This is a genomic window from Rhizobium sp. SVR5-9E, from assembly GCF_056755095.1.
Window position 1 is genome coordinate 23,525 of record NZ_JBNDHS010000016.1, and the last position, 16,657, is coordinate 40,181.

Annotated in this window: 14 protein-coding genes; 5 read left to right on the plus strand and 9 right to left on the minus strand. The window is 58.1% G+C overall.

Translation table 11 applies throughout. The features are described from left to right. Positions 1-13: 13 nt before the first annotated feature. Complete coding sequence (locus ACPYOJ_RS10580) at positions 14-1,147, minus strand: substrate-binding domain-containing protein (RefSeq protein WP_481416211.1); 1,134 nt, start codon at positions 1,145-1,147, stop codon at positions 14-16. Between the two features lie 360 nt (positions 1,148-1,507). On the opposite strand from ACPYOJ_RS10580, the gene ACPYOJ_RS10585 reads away from it, so the two are divergent. Both ACPYOJ_RS10585 and ACPYOJ_RS10590 read left to right on the plus strand, forming a co-directional pair. Then, the gene (locus tag ACPYOJ_RS10585; RefSeq protein ID WP_481416212.1) at positions 1,508-2,437 is read left to right on the plus strand and encodes an NAD(P)-dependent oxidoreductase; all 930 of its coding nucleotides are present in this window, start codon (positions 1,508-1,510) and stop codon (positions 2,435-2,437) included. Between the two features lie 68 nt (positions 2,438-2,505). Next, a complete protein-coding gene (locus ACPYOJ_RS10590) occupies positions 2,506-4,284 on the plus strand; it encodes an extracellular solute-binding protein (protein WP_481416213.1) in 1,779 nt (592 codons plus the stop codon). A gap of 43 nt (positions 4,285-4,327) precedes the next feature. On the opposite strand, the gene ACPYOJ_RS10595 is transcribed toward ACPYOJ_RS10590, so the two are convergent. The 6 genes from ACPYOJ_RS10595 to ACPYOJ_RS10620 all read right to left on the minus strand — a co-directional run bounded on the left by ACPYOJ_RS10595 (position 4,328) and on the right by ACPYOJ_RS10620 (position 11,298). Next, positions 4,328-5,308, minus strand: coding sequence for an ABC transporter permease (locus ACPYOJ_RS10595; protein ID WP_481416214.1), 981 nt, complete (start codon positions 5,306-5,308; stop codon positions 4,328-4,330). A 50-nt stretch (positions 5,309-5,358) separates the two neighbouring features. Continuing rightward, complete coding sequence (locus ACPYOJ_RS10600; protein ID WP_481416215.1) at positions 5,359-6,876, minus strand: sugar ABC transporter ATP-binding protein; 1,518 nt, start codon at positions 6,874-6,876, stop codon at positions 5,359-5,361. After that, positions 6,873-7,898 (minus strand): ABC transporter permease, encoded by a 1,026-nt coding sequence (locus ACPYOJ_RS10605; protein WP_481416216.1) that lies wholly within the window; start codon positions 7,896-7,898, stop codon positions 6,873-6,875. Before ACPYOJ_RS10605 ends, ACPYOJ_RS10600 begins: the two co-directional genes overlap by 4 nt. 16 nt (positions 7,899-7,914) lie before the next feature. Beyond that, positions 7,915-9,021, minus strand: coding sequence for a sugar ABC transporter substrate-binding protein (locus ACPYOJ_RS10610; protein WP_481416217.1), 1,107 nt, complete (start codon positions 9,019-9,021; stop codon positions 7,915-7,917). A gap of 56 nt (positions 9,022-9,077) precedes the next feature. Further along, positions 9,078-10,139 (minus strand): ketopantoate reductase family protein, encoded by a 1,062-nt coding sequence (locus ACPYOJ_RS10615; RefSeq protein WP_481416218.1) that lies wholly within the window; start codon positions 10,137-10,139, stop codon positions 9,078-9,080. A gap of 124 nt (positions 10,140-10,263) precedes the next feature. Further along, positions 10,264-11,298 (minus strand): ketopantoate reductase family protein, encoded by a 1,035-nt coding sequence (locus ACPYOJ_RS10620; protein WP_481416219.1) that lies wholly within the window; start codon positions 11,296-11,298, stop codon positions 10,264-10,266. Positions 11,299-11,792: 494 nt separating this feature from the next. Between ACPYOJ_RS10620 and ACPYOJ_RS10625 the strand changes: the two genes are divergently transcribed. Continuing rightward, entirely contained in the window at positions 11,793-12,887 is a 1,095-nt protein-coding gene (locus tag ACPYOJ_RS10625; RefSeq protein WP_481416220.1) for a LacI family DNA-binding transcriptional regulator, read from the plus strand. 11 nt (positions 12,888-12,898) lie between these two features. Here ACPYOJ_RS10625 and ACPYOJ_RS10630 read toward each other — a convergent pair whose 3' ends face one another. Next, positions 12,899-13,204 carry a putative quinol monooxygenase gene (locus tag ACPYOJ_RS10630; RefSeq protein ID WP_481416221.1) on the minus strand — a complete coding sequence of 102 codons (306 nt, stop codon included), beginning with the start codon at positions 13,202-13,204 and terminating at the stop codon, positions 12,899-12,901. A gap of 30 nt (positions 13,205-13,234) precedes the next feature. Next, positions 13,235-14,131 carry an SDR family NAD(P)-dependent oxidoreductase gene (locus tag ACPYOJ_RS10635; protein ID WP_481416222.1) on the minus strand — a complete coding sequence of 299 codons (897 nt, stop codon included), beginning with the start codon at positions 14,129-14,131 and terminating at the stop codon, positions 13,235-13,237. A gap of 305 nt (positions 14,132-14,436) precedes the next feature. On the opposite strand from ACPYOJ_RS10635, the gene ACPYOJ_RS10640 reads away from it, so the two are divergent. Together ACPYOJ_RS10640 and ACPYOJ_RS10645 are read left to right on the plus strand one after the other, a co-directional pair. Further along, positions 14,437-15,468 (plus strand): ABC transporter substrate-binding protein, encoded by a 1,032-nt coding sequence (locus tag ACPYOJ_RS10640; RefSeq protein WP_481416223.1) that lies wholly within the window; start codon positions 14,437-14,439, stop codon positions 15,466-15,468. A 141-nt stretch (positions 15,469-15,609) separates the two neighbouring features. Further along, entirely contained in the window at positions 15,610-16,641 is a 1,032-nt protein-coding gene (locus tag ACPYOJ_RS10645; protein ID WP_481416224.1) for an ABC transporter substrate-binding protein, read from the plus strand. The last annotated feature ends 16 nt before the right edge of the window (positions 16,642-16,657 follow it).

Sequence of the window (16,657 nt, forward strand, 5' to 3'; positions counted from 1 at the left end):
GTCCTGGGAGGACTTATTGCGGATAGTCGACTTTGAAGGTCGACGGATTGTAGTCGGGGCCCATGCCGCCCGTTACCAGCATGTCCGCCGGTGCATTCGGCAACACCATGTCCTTGATGTGCAAATCGGGACGGATGGAAGGGGTTTCGTCACCATCGGTCGTCGCGATCTGCGCGTTGATTTCGTAGGTGCAGGGTACCTTGGCGCCAGAAAGCACCTTCAGCGCGACGTCGATCGCCGTACCGCCCATGGCCGGCGGATAGCCGACCTCAAGCATCGGAACCTTGTATTTGAGAGCCAGCTGCAGGGGCCCATTGACGTCCGAGGTGGTGTGCGGCGGAATCTCGCCAGGCTTGAAGCCGGCTTCGAGGAACGCTTCGATCGAGCCTGGAGTCTGCAGCCCATGGGTCGACAGCACGGCGTTGATGCTCTTGCCGTATTTTGCAATTACGGCCTGCATGACTTGCTTGCCCTTGACCGGGCTCCAGTCGGAATAGACGGTATCGAGGATCTTGATGTCCGGATACTGGTCGAGCACCTGCTTTGCCGCCTTGACGCGCAGCTCGTTGGGGCTCGAGCCTGCCTGGCCGCCGAGAACTACGATATTACCTTTGCCATGCAGCTTTTCGGCGATCCATTGTCCGAACAGACGTCCCATCATCGCGTCGGACGCCGTCACGAAGGTGACGAAGTTGTCGGAGGAGACACGGCGATCGACCATGACCACCGGAATCCCCTGCTCCATTGCGCGCGACACGGCCGGATCGACAGCCTGCTCCGTGTTGGCGCTGACGATGAGCAGATCGACGCCCTGTGAAATCAGATCCTGAATGTCCGACACCTGCTTGGCGTCGTCATGACCGGCATCGGTGATGAGCAGATGACTGATCTGATCCTTGTGCTCGGCGGCGGCCTTTTCCATCGAATGCAGCATCACTACGCGCCAGCTATCGCCGAGGCCGGCATTCGAGAAGCCGATCGTGTACGGACCTTCCTTCTTGAACTCCGCCGTATCCTTGAAGCAGACATCGAGCGACGGATTGAACAGGAAGGTTCTGGGAACACCTGCGTACGTGTCTGCGAATGTCGAAACTGTGCTGGAGAGCAGAGCCAGTGAAGCGATAAGGCCGATGGCTTTGTTTTTCATTTTGGATTCTCCTCCGATAAACTCGTCAAACCGCTCTGCAACAAAGTATCGTTCACGGAAAACCTTGTTTTCCGCGGCAACTCTCTTTTGTTGACGGCCTATATTCCTCCCGTAGGAACCACCGTGCGATCCGGAAAGAAAGCTAAGGGATGAACCTGTGCTTCCACAAACCTTTAATTATCCAAAATGGATATTTTAGATGCAGCAATCCGGGTTCTGTCGAAGATACTATTCTTGCGGGAGGATGGTGCGTCTGCACACAAACGTCGGTTTGTTCACGTGCCTGTACGTTCTTCCCTGAGATAGCGGCATTTAAAAAAGCTCCGGCCAGCTTGTTCTGGCTGGAAAGGAAGGTTGTGTATGAGCGAAACGTTGAAAGTGGGATGGGCCGGAATCGGCAAAATGGGCATGCCAATGAGCCGCCGCGTTCTGGAAAACGGATATGCGCTGGCGGTCTATGAACCACTTCCCGAAAATCGGGCCTCCGTGGTCGCGCAGGGCGCAAATGTCGCGCATTCGCTTGAGGACCTTGCGGAAGCAGCCGATGTCATCATGCTGACCATTCCCAACGACGCAGTTCTTCGGGCGTTGACATTGTCGCCCGGGGCCCTCGCCGACTTGCTGAAGCCCGGTCAGATCCTTGTCGAAATGAGTACCGTCTCTCCGGAACTGTCGGCCGAGGTCAATGATGCCCTCAGCAACAAAGGTGTTGCCTATCTACGGGCGCCCGTATCCGGCAGCACCGTAACGGCGTCCTCCGGCATGTTGTCCGTGATGGTTTCCGGGCCTGAGGAGGCCTATCGCAAGGTAGAGCCAATACTCGCCTGCTTCTCCTCTCGCCGGTTCTATCTCGGCGGGGGCGAAGAAGCCCGTTACCTCAAGCTGGTGCTGAATGCCCTCGTCGGTGCGACGGCCGCTCTTCTGGGCGAAGCCTTGACACTCGGGCTCAAGGGTAATCTCTCCGTCGAAACAATGCTCAACGTTATCTGCGAAAGCGCGGTCGCCTCCCCATTGATCGCCTATAAGCGGGATCTGCTCGTCAATCGCAATTTCGACCCAGCGTTCTCCGTTTCGCAGATGATGAAAGATTTCGACCTCATCCTGGGTGCTGCCAAGTCCGACCACGTGCCGATGTATCTCGCATCGATGATCCGGCAGCAGTACGAGGCCGCCTTTGCCGAAGGGCTGGCGGAGAAGGACTTTTTTGTTCTTTTCGAACAGTATGAACGTCTGGCCGGATTGACGGCACGCGACACCACTACCAGTCCCCGGGATCTGAAGGCTGTCTGAATGGGCTGGCAAAGCTTGCCTTTGCCAGTTAACCTTATCTTCGACCGCGCGACGGTTGGGAGGCCGACGTGAACGAATATGAAATGCTGCGGGTCATCGACTTTATCGAAAAAACGCGGCGCCCCTTCAGAGACGTCGTTGAGCCTGCAGATGACGATGCCATATGGCGGGTCGTCACCTATCTCATCAAGTCGCATATTCTAAGCCAAACCGTTTCGATCTCGACGCTCGGACAGGAGTCCGGTCTTCCCTACGCAACGTCGATGCGATTGATAAACCGCCTCATCGATGGCGGCTATATCCAGAAAGTGGCCAAAGGCACCACCGGCAAGAGTTTCTCCTTGCAACCGAGCGCGCAGCTTTTGCGCTCGTTCGAATCCTATGCGCGCAAGACGAAGTCCCTGCTGGCGCAAACCCTCGGTTTGCGCGCCGGCGAGGAGGAAGATGAGTATTATTTCGGCGGAACGCCGCTCGGCTCGCAGATCATTCCACCCATGCGTCTCGTCCAGAAACGCGCGGAATCGCAGATCGAGTTGCGGTTTCTGCTGAATGACGACAACTACTTCTCCGCGATGCGCAACATGTGGGCGGACTTCCGCAACAATCTCGCGTCTCGCAAAAATTTCGATCTCCTGCCGCTGCCAGAGCTTTACACTCGCGCACGCGAGAACGGTGCGAGAGCGGTTTCAGACTATGATGTGATCGCCATCAACATGCCGTGGCTTGGCGAGTTCGCGGAGAGCGGCATCATCCGGCCTATGGATACCTATATTCAGAAGACCGGCATAAACCCGCTCGATTTCCACCCTTCCATATGGTCCACCGCGACATGGGAGGGAAACGATTATGGAGTGCCCGGCTACTGCACGGTCGAGTTTCTTGCGGCGAGAAAGGACCTCTTCTCCGAGGCAGGACTGCCCTTCCCCAAGACCTTCGATGACGTAATTGCCGCCGGGCGCCGCTTCCATTCCCCAAACGACGGCATGTTCGGAGCGGTCTGGGACGGTGCGCGGGGCATGCCGATAGCATCGAGTTTTCTGTTTTTCCTCGGGGCGTGCGGACAGCCGGCGATATCGTTACGAAAGACGCGATCGGGCTTTACGCTCGACGGAGCCGATCTCGAAGAGCTGACTTGTACAATCCTCTCGGACGCCGGGTTTGCCGCTCTTGAATACATGCGCCGGCTGATCGAAATTTCGCCGCCCAAGATTCTCGAAATGGCCTGGGACCAGACCCTTGCAGTCTTCCTCAAGGGAAGAGCGAGCCTCGGCTATTTCTGGACGATGCGGGCTGCCCGGTTTGAATATGACGTTCAGTCCGTGGTGAAGCGGCGGGTGGAGTATCTGCCGCAACCATCGGGCTCAGGAGGCACCCGCGCTTCGCCGATCGGTGGCTTTCTTTTTTGTATTCCAACCAACCTGCCGGAAGAGCGGGTGGAACTGGCGGCTGATGCCATTGCCTGGATGGCCTCGAGAGAGGCAATGAAGGCGCACGTCAAGAACGGTTTCCCAGTTGCCCCGCGCTTTTCCGTCAGCGCGGATCCGGAGGCGGCGGCAAGTTCGCCGATCGTCCGTTTCGTCGATCAACTCGCGAAGAAGAATCTTCTGCATACGTGGCAACGACCAAATATCCCGCAATATACGATGATCGAGAGGACATTGGGCGTAGAGATCCACGACGCGCTATTGGGAAACAAATCGCCGCGGAGTGCCCTCGAGGACGCTGCGCAGCAAATTGAATTCAGCTTGAAATCCGGTCGCGGAAAACGGCCCAGGCAGAGCTCGGCTTCGACCCTCAATTCGGAGGACTTTCCGCTTGGCGGCACAAGCCGCGTGACTGAAAACTAGCCGCCTTTAACCTGTGCGCCCGTCTCCCAATCGTCCGATCACATCACTTGATGATGCCTAGCTTGCTGCGATCGGTGGTGAGGGCAACTGCCACCAGGGCCGTCAAGCCGAATACGATGTTCTGCGCCGTGGGCTGTACGCCAATGATGACCGTGACAATCCTCAGCCAGGAGGTGATCAAACCGCCCACGACTGCCGGGAGCAGGCCGCCGACACCGCCCGATATTGCCGTGCCGCCCAAAACGACGCCGACGATGGAGAGAAGCAACAGATTGCCTGCAAGCGTCGGTGAACTGAAGGTCGTTACGGATATCAGGAACAATCCGGCAATTGCGGCGCAACCCGCCGAGACGGCGAAGATGGTCGTGCGCACCACGATCACGTTGACCGCCGACATGATTGCGGCGCGTTCGCCGGTGCCCAGAGCATAAATATCTCTTCCAAGGCGCAGATAGCGCAACAAGGTTCCCAAGAGCGCGACGATGACGACGAGCGCGATCACTGTATTGGGAATTTCCGCAGTGCTGTCCGCAAGCCAGGTCACAAACAGGTCATTGTCAGGAACCGGCTCCGCCGTGGCGTTCGAAAGAAGCAGCGCCAGGCCGGACAGCATGCTCAGTGTCCCCAGGGTTACGATGAAAGAGGGCAGTTGCAGCCACGCATGGAACCATCCTTGCGCCGCTCCGAAACACATCACGATCAGGACAACGACAACCGACGTCCAGGGGCCAAAGATCGGATTGAGGACGACGACCAGAACGCCCGTCAGGGATGCAATGCCGGCGACGGAGAGGTCGATGCTGCCTGCCAGAATCGGCAGCGTTCCGCCGACGACGAGCGCGACGACCGGCGCGGCGTCCGAAAGGAAACTCAAAAGGGAATCCGTTTCGAGCACCCCCGGTGCGATCATGGCGCTGGCCAGCACGAGCGCAATCAGGACAAGCATCGGGGCTAGCGCCCGCAGGATCGTCGACCGTTGCCCGCCAAGAGCGCGGATAAGCGTACTGTCGAGTGCGTTTTGCATCGTGATGTTTCCCTATGAATTTCAGGGGTCGCGGGGCTGTCCGATGGATGTCAGACCATGGCCGCCACGACTTCTTCTTCCTTCGGCAAAGCGCCCGTCCTTAGATCGAAACGGGCGGTGATTTCGCCGTCACGCATGACGACGATACGATCGGAGAGTTCCAGAAGCTCCGAAATCGTGTCTCCGACGAAGATGATCGAAAGTCCGTTTTTTGCCTGTTGGCGGATGACATCAAAGAGATCATCCCTCGCACCGGGATCAAGACCCCTGCTTGGATGATCAAGCAGCAGAACCTTGAGGTCTTTCGCCATGAGCCATTTTGCGAGCACGGTCTTCTGCTGATTGCCGCCGCTGAGGCTGGAAATGGGAGCAAAAGGCGTGTGCATCTTCACCTTCAGGCGCCGCATCCATTCAAGCGCGACCGGGCGCTCCTTGCCTCGCCGCAGTAGAAGCGATCGCCAGCCGTAATCGAGGCCGAATGTCAAAACGGCATTCTCGAACAGAGACCGGCTGGGCAGCATGCCCTCCGAGCGCCGGTCTGCCGGAAGATAGCCTATACCCCGCCGGACGGCTGTACGCGGGCTGCACGAGGTCATCGTTCTGCCACTCAGTGCAATGCTGCCGGTATCGACGCGCTCCGCGCCGAACACCGCCCGGCAAACTTCTTCGGCACCGGAGCCGAGAACGCCGGCTATCCCTAGAATCTCACCACGGCCGAGTGCAAGGCTGACATTGCGGAAATGCGCTCCGCTGCCCAGCCGTTCCAGCTTGAGGACCGCAGTCCCATCCTGTTTCGGCATACCATTGCCTCCGCGAGGCTCGGTCGTGCGCTGCCGCCCGACCATCAGTTCATAGAGCTCGTTGCGGTCGACCGAGCGGCTGTCCCTCTCCGCCACCTTTCGACCATCCGTCATTACGACGATCCGGTCGCTGATTTCCAGCACTTCCTCCAGCCGGTGAGAGACGAAAACGATCGTTGCGCTTCCGCGCAATCTGTTGATCTGCTTGAACAGCAATTTGATCTCATCGGGCGTGAGCACCGACGTGGGCTCGTCAAACAGGATGATGGGCGGCCGATCGACAAGCTCCTCGATGGCGAGCACCTTGGCGAGTTCGACCTGCTGGCGTTCGGCAAACCGTAGATCTTCCACCGGTATGTGGGTGGGCAGATCGACGGAAATCTTGTGCAGCTGCATGCGCGCTGCCTTGTTCAGCGCCGACCATCTATAAAGCCCATTTCGCTTGGCAGGATGCGGCTTATCCAGAAAGATGTTCTCAGCGACAGTCAGGTTTGGAATGAGCGATTGTTCCTGGTGGACCATCCCGATGCCATAGCTGCTGGCTGCTGCCGCAGACCCGAGGACGATCGGCTTTCCATCAAGCAGCAGCCGGCCCTGGTCCGGCATGGTGAGCCCTGCCAATATCTTCAGCAAGGTTGACTTTCCGGAGCCGTTCTGGCCGATCAGACCGAGGACCTGCCCGGCAGGAATCTCCAGATCAATGTCTTCGAGAGCGACGACGTTGCCATAGGTTTTGCGTATGCCTTGGAGAACAAGCGAACCCGTCATTTTACCACCCTCAGTTTGCTACGGCGGTGCCATCCGCCGGCGGCAACTGCGACGATGATGACCGCGCCGCTGATAATGTGGCGTGTATAGGGACCTGCGCCAATCTGGATCAGGCCGTTGTTGAGCACTTCGAGGATCAAGGCGCCTAGCGCGGATTGCACCGCTCCGCCCCGCCCGCCGGTCAGAACCGTTCCACCCAGCACCGAGGCACTAATCGCGGGAAACAGCAGGCCATTACCGATATTGGCATTGCCGGTGCTCAGTTGTGCGGACAGCAGCACGCCGCACAACCCCGCCAGAAGGCCACAGATCGCGAAAGCCGCTATCTTAATGTGCCGGATGCGCAAGCCGGAGGCGACCAGCAAACTCTCGTCACCACCGATTGCGTAGATCATCCGCCCAAGCCTCGTATAGTTGAGGACGAGTTGACTGACGACGATCACTGCCAGCGCGATGTAGACGACCAGGCTCAAGTCGAAGATCCGAAGTCTTGCCAGGTTTAGGACAAGCGGATCGTTGATCTGCGGCACGCGTTCCGGGAAAAGCACCGCCGCGATTCCCAACCCGACAAACCATGTGCCGAGGGTGACGATCAGCGACGGCATCCGCAAAATTGCGTTGAGCACCGCGTTGAAGAAGCCGAAGGCCAGGCCCGCGGCAAGCGCGACCAGCAAGCCCATCATGCCGTAGTCGTTGCCGTTGACGCCATTAGCGACCAACAGGGCGACGATCATGCTCGTCGCAGCCATGATGCCCTCCAGCGACAGATCGATGGAGCCCATGATGACCACGAAACTGATGGCAGCGGCGAGTATGGCCGGGACCGCCGCTGCCTCTACGACGGATTTGAGGTTGTCGATCGTAAAGAAGCTTCCACTGACCAGTTGAAAGCCCACGGACAGCACGATGAGCGCTGCGATAGGACCAGCGAACTGAGTCCATGGCAACTTGCTTCTGACCGTGTCGAGAACCGTCAGCGAGCGAGCGACCGTTTGGGAGTGCATCCTGGTAGCGGCCTCCATCGACCCCTCCTTCCGATTAGTTATTCTCGTTTGCGCCTTCGGGAATCTGACCTGCGGAATCCTTCCAGAAGTCCTGCTTGATCTGGTCGTACGTGTAATTCGGCGCGTTCTTCTTGAGATCCAGATACTTGTCGACGTTGTCCTTCGTCACGACGTCCTGCTTGAGATAGAAATCGCGCTGCGCATGCGTCAGCTTCTCCGGATCGATGTCGCCGATTGCTGCGGCATAGGCCAGCGACATGGAAACCGCGCCTTGCAAGACCGGGTCGTTCCAGACTGTCGCAAGCATGTCGCCGCTCTTGACCATTTCCAGGCCGATGTTCGATCCGTCCGAACCGGTGACCAGGATCTTGCCGTTCAGGCCTTTTTCCTTCAGCGCAGCGACTGCTCCGCGGCCCATCGCATCGTTGGACGCGAAAATACCCTGCAGTTGGTCGCCGTAACGCGCGAGCCAGGTGCGGGTTATGTTTTGCGCCTTGGTTTCCTGCCAATCGCCGACCTGGGTGTCGACGAGCTCCAGTCCGGGGCATTCCTTGAGCGCTTTCTTCAAGCCGGCGATACGCTGAAAGGCCGGTGGCGTCGACGGAACACCCTCGATCGCGGCGATCTTGCCCTTGCCGTTCAGCGCCTTGCAGAGCGCCATGGCCTGATAGTAGCCAGACATCACACCGTCGAAGGACGTATGGGCGACCCAGTACTTGGAATTGGTGTCCCAAGGATGGATGTCTTCGGGCCGGTTCCAGATCGTGACGACATGCACCTTGGCCTTGGCCGATCTGTTCACGACCGCCTTAACGAAGGCATTCGACGACGGATCGGTCGCAAGCGCGCATTGATTGCACCCGGCTGAGTAGGTGGCGCCAAGCTGCGCCAGTAGCTGATCACCCTGATAATTGCTCGTCAGAACGGCGGGCTCCTTGCCGAGCGACGCGGCGATATCCTTCACGCCCTGCAGATATTCCGACCAATATTCCGAGGCCGTCTCGTCGATGCCGACGATCAGACGTCCGCCCTTCGCTTCGCCCGCGGTTGCATGGCCGGCGGGAAGCACGATGCTTGCGCACGCGGTGGCGGCTGTCAGCAGCCACCCGGCAAACAGGCCGAATTTCAAATGCGATTTCATGCCATTCTCCTCCTCAGGTTAAATGCACATCGATAGGTGCGCCGTACCTCCGCGCTTCATCGGCGGTCGGCGATAGCCTCATGGGCTTCGATCAGAAGCCTGGAGTTTTCCGGTTGCGCTTCGAGTCTCCCGGCTTCGATGTCGAAGGCCACCTCCACGACGCGCTGGTTGATCGGCGATGACTGACCGTGAGTTCGCAGAATATCCACGACCCAGCCGTTGACTTCCTGGACCTCCGCGCGCCGGCCTTTGCGCCAATCCTGGAGGGACGTGGTCAGCGTGTCCGGCTGCGAGAACGTCTTAAGCACTTCCTCGAAAATCTGATCGACGTATCGTTCGGGATGATTGGTCGTGACCGGTGGCATACCGATAATCGGAACGATCTTTGCCCCGTCGACGAGCGCTGCCTGCATCGCCTCGTACCCGGCGGCCCGCATCACCTCGAGCATTCCCGGGGCGCGGGCGGCATCGGCCAATGCCAGATTGACAATTGCCGACGGGATCAGTTCAGCCGCGTTGACGACGAGCTTCATCCACTTGGCGGAGCGAATGTCGTCGACGACCTCGACCGTGCCGGAGTTGCGCAGCAGTTCGGCAACGTCCTCCACACGCTCCTGCGTCTTCGGATCGAGCGCGCCAAGCGCAAACCATGACGTATCATGGTCATTCTGCCTGTTGGTGATGCCCGGCACGAACATATTGGAGGCGATTTCGATAACCGCACCGATCGTTCGTTCCCGGCCGACGATGGCGGCGATGTCCTCATGTGTCATGCCGTTCTGAAGGCCGACAACCAAGCCGTCCGGAGCCAGGCACGGCTCTATGAGCTGACACGCCCACTTGGTGTCGTAGGCCTTGACCACGAGAAAGACGACATCGAATGGCTCCTTGATTTCCGCAACCTGGCAGAGATGAAGCGCCGGAACCTTTGCATTGATGGTCCGTGTCGGCAAGTTTACGGTTATGCCGTCCTTGCGTATCGCCGTGACATGCTCGGGCCACTGCTCGATGAAGGTGACATCGAGACCGGCCAGGGCAAAGTCAGCACCGATCGATGCCCCTTGCGCGCCGGTTCCGACGAACGCGATCTTCGGGCCGCGCGTTTTATCCCAAGTCATGTGGCTCTCTCCTTTGCAAATGGCATGCGCTGCTCGCGCGGTTAAAACATTTCCAGCCGTTCGACTGGCGCGCCTGAAATTCTCTCCCACAGGACCAATGCGGATGCCTCCTTCACGCATTTGGTCACGCGACGAGAAGGGAGCTATTGGATGGTTGTGCCTGCAGCTCGCCTTTCTCGATCGAAAGCGCGACGTCGACGATCCTGCTATTGGCGGGCGCAGACTGACCGGCCTTCTCCAGCGTCTTCACAACGTGGCCGTTGATGTCGAGAACTTCGCCGCGCCGACCTTTTCGCCAGTCCTGCAGCACGGTCGTCAGCGTATCGGGCATCATGAAAGTCTTGAGAACCTCGTCGAAGATCTCATCGACATACCGTTCCGGATCGTTGGTTTTCGTCGGCGGCATCCCGAGGATCGGAACAATCTTTGCTCCGTCAATTTGCGCGGCCCGCATTGCCTCGTAACCGGCAGCTCGCATGACGCCCTCCATGCCGGGCGCTCTCACCGCCTCGGCAAACGGAAGGTTCAATATCGCTGATGGAACGAGTTGAGCGGCATTGACGATCAGCTTCATCCATTTGGCGGAGCGAATGTCGTCGGAGACTTCCACACGACCGCTATGTCGCAGCAATTCGGCAATCCGCTCGACACGTTGCCGATTGCCTGCATCAACGGCACCAAGCGCAAACCAGGAGGTATCGTGATCGTTCTGACGATTGGTGACTCCAGGCGTGAACATGTTGGAGGCCATGTCGAATACGGCGCCCACGCAGCGCTCATCGCCGACCACGGCAGCGATGTCGTCGAGCGTCATCCCATTCTGGACCCCGACGACCAAGCCGTCAGGCGCCAGAACGGCCGCGATCAACTGGCATGTCCAACGGGTGTCATAGGCCTTGACGACCAGAAAAACGATGTCGAAGGGCTCACGAAGCTCCGCCACCTGGCATAGGTGCATAGCGCGAACGTTTGCATTGATTGACCTGGAAGGCAGATTGACGGTTATGCCATTCTCTCGCATGGCGCAGACATGCTCCGGCCATTGCTCGATAAACGTCACATCCAGCCCGGCCAACACGAAATCGGCCCCGATTGACGCGCCTTGAGCGCCCGTTCCTACAAACGCGATCTTCAAACTACGCGTCATATCCCAGGCCATTGCAGATTCCTCTCCATTGTCCCGCCGGCACCCGATGTTGCCGCCTCCGACCGCATCGATAAAAGGGATCAGGGCTAGAGTCAAGTGCAAACGTTTGCGCAAAATTTCTCAATTTTCCGCGACGTCTTCTCTTGATGCCTTTAAAACGGCGGGAGGCGTGAGGTCTCCACCAACCGTTTCCTTGTGCAACCGTTTGTCTTTATTTATAGTTTGGAAGTGACGCGGCGGCCAAGATGCGGACAGTGCCGATGTCCTCCGCCCGTTTGTGACGTCAGCCCGCTTACAAACCGACAAGGCAAACGCGGTTTTTTGCGGCAAATGGGTCGTCAGAGAGCCTTTCAGGGTCAGAGCTGATTAAAGTTTCCCAACTATGGCTTTTGTGGCAGTCGTTCTGAGTGCTCCGGCGGTTCCAGACACGCTCGCTTGTGCGCAAAGGTTTGATCGCTTATTTTCCTGAAGGTAGCACTGAATCACTGCAACGTGGCTGGAACGAGATGAGTGACACTCTCCGCGAGGATCAGAAGAAGCGTTCGCGCGTAACCATTGTCGACGTCGCAAACAGTGCCGGTGTGCACGTTTCGACGGCCTCTCGGGCGCTCAACCCGAAGGCAAGCCATCGGATTTCAAGCAAGGTCGTCCGGAAAATCGAAAAGGTCGCGGAGCAGCTCGGCTACAAACCCAACACGCTGGCTTCCAGTCTGCGTACGCAGAAGACCGGCACGATTGGTCTTATCGTACCCAATCTGAGTGACCCGCTGTTCTCGCCGATCATCGCGTCCATCGAAGAGCGCGTCGCGGAGGAAGGCTATGTGACCTTCGTCGCGAACTCAGACTACAATCCGGCAAAGCTGCGTTCGATTATCGAACGCATGGGCAGCCAATTCGTCGCCGGCCTCATCGTCGCAAGCTTCGAACTCAACGACCCGTCAGTGGACCTGTGCCTGAAGCTTGGGATACCGACGGTCGCGGTTCTGCGCGACCCCCGGGACAGCCGCATCTCCTCCGTCTCGATGGACGATGTCGTCGGAGTCCAAGCGCTCGTCGAACATATGCTCGATCTCGGCCATCGGGACATCACTTATGTGACACCGCCATTGGCCGCGTCGACGGCCCAGAACAGGCTCGCTGGCTTCAACGCGGGCACGCGATTGGAAAAGGCTGCCGGCTGCCGCTTCGACGTGATCGAGGCACAAGCCTATGATGTTGCGGAGGGCGAACGCATCATGGGACAGATGCTGGCGAACGGGCTGACCAGCAGCGCGGTCCTCGCTTTCAATGATCTTCTGGCAGTTGGATGCCTCGTGGCCCTCAGATCGGCCGGTGTCGCTTGCCCCGAACAGATTTCGATCGCCGGCGTCAACGATCTTCCGTTTATGAACATGCTCTCGCCGCCCTTGACCACTTTGCATACCGCCGGCCGTGATCTCGGATCTGAAAGCGCGGAGCTCTTGATGAGCCTGATCGACAATCTCCATCAGCCTGTGAAGCGCATTCTCCTGACCCCGCACATGGTCGTGCGGGGAACAACAGGACCTGCGCGCAAACCGCAGGCGAAGTCGCCCACCAATGAGAAGGTACAGCCTGCGTAGGCCTGAAATCGCTATTTCCGCTTGGATATCATGGTCATGAGCCGGACATCCGGGTCCAGTGCGAGGAACTCGTCCTTTCGTTCGACCAGTTCCTTCAAGTAGGGCGTCTCCATATGCCTGTCCAAAGCCTCCCGGCTGATCCAGTTCTCATAAAACGAAAACTGGGCTGGATTGTCGTCGCTTTGGTGCAGGTCGTAGTCGACACACCCATTCTCCGCACGGGTTCGCTCAATCAACGCCATTAGAAATGCCCTGGTTTCATCGACCTTTTCGGGCCGAGCCACCAGGTGTGCCATCACTGTTACCTGATCCGGCATTTGCGTGTGTCCTCCTCGAATGCCGTGCGATTACGTGAATCGGCAGCCGCCGTTGACGTCGAGAGTGGCGCCAACAAAGTAGCTGGAGTCCTCTGTCGAGAGGAAATGGATGGCCGAGGCAATTTCCGCAGTTTCCGCCGGGCGGCGCATCGGAATCTTGTTCCATTCGATGGAGCGCATTTCATCCGCGGAAATGCCGCGTTGTTCTGCCTCGACGGCGAGGGCGTTGAAATGCATCGGGGTGTTGATGTTTCCAGGGGCTACGCAGTTGACCCGGATATCTGGCGCCAGCTCTGCTGCAACGCTTTGCGTCAGGGAGATCAGCGCCGCCTTCGAGGCGCAATAGGGGCTGAAGTATGCATGCCCTTCCCGCCCCCAAAAGCTTGAAACAGTCGCGATGGAAGCATTTCCGGATTTCCGCAGCAGTGGAACGCAAGCACTGATGAACTTGACGTTTGCCCGGAGGTTTACGTTTTGCACCTTATCCCAGAGGGACATGTCCATCTGCTCTATGCTGATTGCCGGATGGTTGATGGCGGCGATCAATCCAAGGAAGCGCAACGGGATCCCCAGGCCGGCGGCTGTTCTAGCGACGGAATCAACTTCGTCATCATTGGTCAGGTCCATCTGAATCCCGGAGCATTGGCGTCCGAACTCCGTGGAGAGACCTTCTGCCAGTGCTTTCACGTCATCAGTCCGGTCACAGAGGATCATTGACCAGCCGCTCTCGGCGAAGCGCCTGGCGGTCGCCCGACCGACCTCGCCAGCGGCGCCTGTCAGAATGCAAAGCTTTGTATCTGCCATTTCACTGTTCTCCTCCCACGCATCCTGTGAAGGGTACAAACAATCGATGGAGGGAGAAGGGAATAATTGTCCATTTTGGACTTCGGCTTTTGGAGTTCGCAGACGAGAAAGGCCATTGAGCAATAAATGAGATGCCTGGCGGTCGAAATTTCGCGCGGCACCGCCAATGCTTCACCGAACTGGCCATGAAACGCAGTTTGGTAGGTAGCTAAAAATTAGCTTGCTAACCAATACAATTTATCTTTGTCGGGAAATGCAGTCCGTGTAACGCTGAATTTATTCCGGCGTGGAGGATATTGCCGGAAGATCGTGTGCCCTACCGACGGACCAGTCTCCGCACCTGTATCCAGATACGAGATAAAAGGCAACCTGGCATTTTGCCCGGGCGCTGTCGTTTGGCCTCGGGGACGAAATATGGGAGGAAATTCATGAGAATACTCGTAGCGCGACTGGCAGTGGCACTGCCGTTGCTTTTCGGTGCAAACATGGCGGCATCTGCGGACAGCGCAATCGACGTCGCCCTTGGGGATGTCTCGCTGAACAAGGTGGCCTTCCTGGTCGCCGCCGATAACGGCATCTACCAGAAGAACGGCCTGACCATCCATCAATTCATTACCAAGGGGGCAGCCTCGCGCATCAGCCGCAGCGGCATCAATGTTCCGGCAGAATTCGTCGGCACCGACGAGCAGGACGAAAAGGCGCCGATCTCGGTCGGCGGTGGCAGTCCGCTGATCGTCTCCATGACCACGGATGCGCGTTCGACCGATCGCGTCATCATCGCCACGACCGACAGCCAGGCCCGGTTTCATATCATCAGCTCCAAAGCGCTCAATTCCGTCGACGATCTGAAAGGAAAGCGTCTCGGTTATTCGAGCTTTGGCTCCGTCAGCCATTTGATGGCCTTGGAATTTCTGCGCCAGAAAGGATGGAGCCAAAACGACGACATCTCGCTGATGGAAGAAGGCATGGCCTATTCGGCGCTGAAAGAGGGCAAGGTGGACGCGTTCATCGGCAGCGAGATCTACTACACCATGGCCGAGAAGAACGGCGCCAAGGATCTTGTCAACCTGACCGACTACAAGATCCCGCTCGCCGGCTCCGGCATCAATGTGGAACGCAAGTGGCTTGCCGATCATCATGATGAAGCAATGAGCTTCGTCAAATCGACCATCGAAGCCTACGCGCTGATGAAGTCGGACGAGAATGTCGTGAGAGCCGTTCTCGCCAAATGGTATGGCATCAACGATCCCAAACAGCAGGATGCGATGTACGCCCAGGTCGTCGCCGCGCCGGAAAAGCCTTATCCCGCCGCCGACGGCATCAAGCTCGTGAAACAACTCTTCAATCATCGCGAACTTAAGCGCCATGACGCCGACTATTTCTACGACGACAGTTTCGTCGCCGAGTTGGACAAGAGCGGCTTCATCGACAAGGTCTATGCCGATCCCAAGGCGAACTGACCGTCGCTTGGAGTGCCCGGCGGCCAAGCTGCTCAGTCTGCACTGCTTTCACCTCGCTGTACCAGCCTGTCGCGGTCGTGTTGCCACGGCCGCGGCGATCCAAATTGGATTTTCTTCATTATCGATTTTGGGAGGATCACGATGATCAGAAATCTGCAGATCACGACAGTTTTATCCCTGGCGCTCATCGCTGGCGTTCCTGCCTTTGCCGCCGACTCGAAGCCGATCGATGTCGCTCTTGGCGACGTTTCGATCAACAAGGTAACCTTCCTTGTCGCTGCCGATGCGGGAATCTACGAAAAGAACGGGCTGAACGTCCATCAGTTCATCACGCCGGATGCCGCGGAGAAGATCCGCCATAGCGGCATCAATGTGCCTGACAGCTTCGTCGGCAAGGACAGCAAGGCAGCGCCGATCTCGATCGGGGGCGGCGTCCCGATGATGTATGGCATGGCGACGGATGCGAGGGCGGTCGACCGCGTCATTCTCGCAACCACGGACGACAAGCTGCAGGACCATATCATCGTCGCTCACGACATCACCTCGCTCGACCAGCTGAAGGGCAAGCGGCTCGGCTTTTCCGGACTCGGCTCGGTCACCCATGTCACGGCACGCCTTTTCGCCGAGCATATGGGCTGGGATCCCGATCACGACATTTCGCTGATGGCGAATGGCAACAATATCAACGCGCTGGAAAAGGGGCAGGTCGATGCCGTGGTCGGCAGCGAATTGATCCAGGCAATCGCCGCAAAGGAAGGCTGGCACGACCTCGTCGATCTCGCGAGCTACAATATCCCGCTCGTCGGCTCAAGCGTCACCGTCGAGCGCAAATGGCTGCAGGACAATCCCGACGCCGCCGCCCGCTTCGTCAAATCCACCGTCGAGGCTATCGCACTGACCAAGACCAACAAGCAGGTCGTCTTCGACGCCCTGGCAAAATGGTTCAACATCACGGACCGGGATGCGCAGCAGCACATGTATGACCAGGAAATCGCCGAGCTGCCACAGAAGCCGTATCCTTCCGTCGACGGCATCAAGAAGGCGATGGAAGTCTATAATTTTCACCAGATGACCATGCATCCGGCCGAATATTATTACGACGCCCATTTCATGGCCGATCTCGACAAGAGCGGTTTCATCGACAAGCTCTACGGCCAGGCGAGCGCCAACTAGCTGCGCCGCCCATTAC

Excerpts from the sequence above, each read along its gene's own strand:
- ACPYOJ_RS10615 (WP_481416218.1), bottom strand. The coding sequence starts at position 10,139 with ATGACTTGGGATAAAACGCGCGGCCCGAAGATCGCGTTCGTCGGAACC.
- ACPYOJ_RS10600 (WP_481416215.1), bottom strand. The coding sequence starts at position 6,876 with ATGACGGGTTCGCTTGTTCTCCAAGGCATACGCAAAACCTATGGCAAC.
- ACPYOJ_RS10605 (WP_481416216.1), bottom strand. The coding sequence starts at position 7,898 with ATGGAGGCCGCTACCAGGATGCACTCCCAAACGGTCGCTCGCTCGCTG.
- ACPYOJ_RS10580 (WP_481416211.1), bottom strand. The coding sequence starts at position 1,147 with ATGAAAAACAAAGCCATCGGCCTTATCGCTTCACTGGCTCTGCTCTCC.
- ACPYOJ_RS10645 (WP_481416224.1), top strand. The coding sequence starts at position 15,610 with ATGATCAGAAATCTGCAGATCACGACAGTTTTATCCCTGGCGCTCATC.
- ACPYOJ_RS10640 (WP_481416223.1), top strand. The coding sequence starts at position 14,437 with ATGAGAATACTCGTAGCGCGACTGGCAGTGGCACTGCCGTTGCTTTTC.
- ACPYOJ_RS10610 (WP_481416217.1), bottom strand. The coding sequence starts at position 9,021 with ATGAAATCGCATTTGAAATTCGGCCTGTTTGCCGGGTGGCTGCTGACA.
- ACPYOJ_RS10620 (WP_481416219.1), bottom strand. The coding sequence starts at position 11,298 with ATGGCCTGGGATATGACGCGTAGTTTGAAGATCGCGTTTGTAGGAACG.
- ACPYOJ_RS10625 (WP_481416220.1), top strand. The coding sequence starts at position 11,793 with ATGAGTGACACTCTCCGCGAGGATCAGAAGAAGCGTTCGCGCGTAACC.
- ACPYOJ_RS10585 (WP_481416212.1), top strand. The coding sequence starts at position 1,508 with ATGAGCGAAACGTTGAAAGTGGGATGGGCCGGAATCGGCAAAATGGGC.
- ACPYOJ_RS10595 (WP_481416214.1), bottom strand. The coding sequence starts at position 5,308 with ATGCAAAACGCACTCGACAGTACGCTTATCCGCGCTCTTGGCGGGCAA.
- ACPYOJ_RS10630 (WP_481416221.1), bottom strand. The coding sequence starts at position 13,204 with ATGCCGGATCAGGTAACAGTGATGGCACACCTGGTGGCTCGGCCCGAA.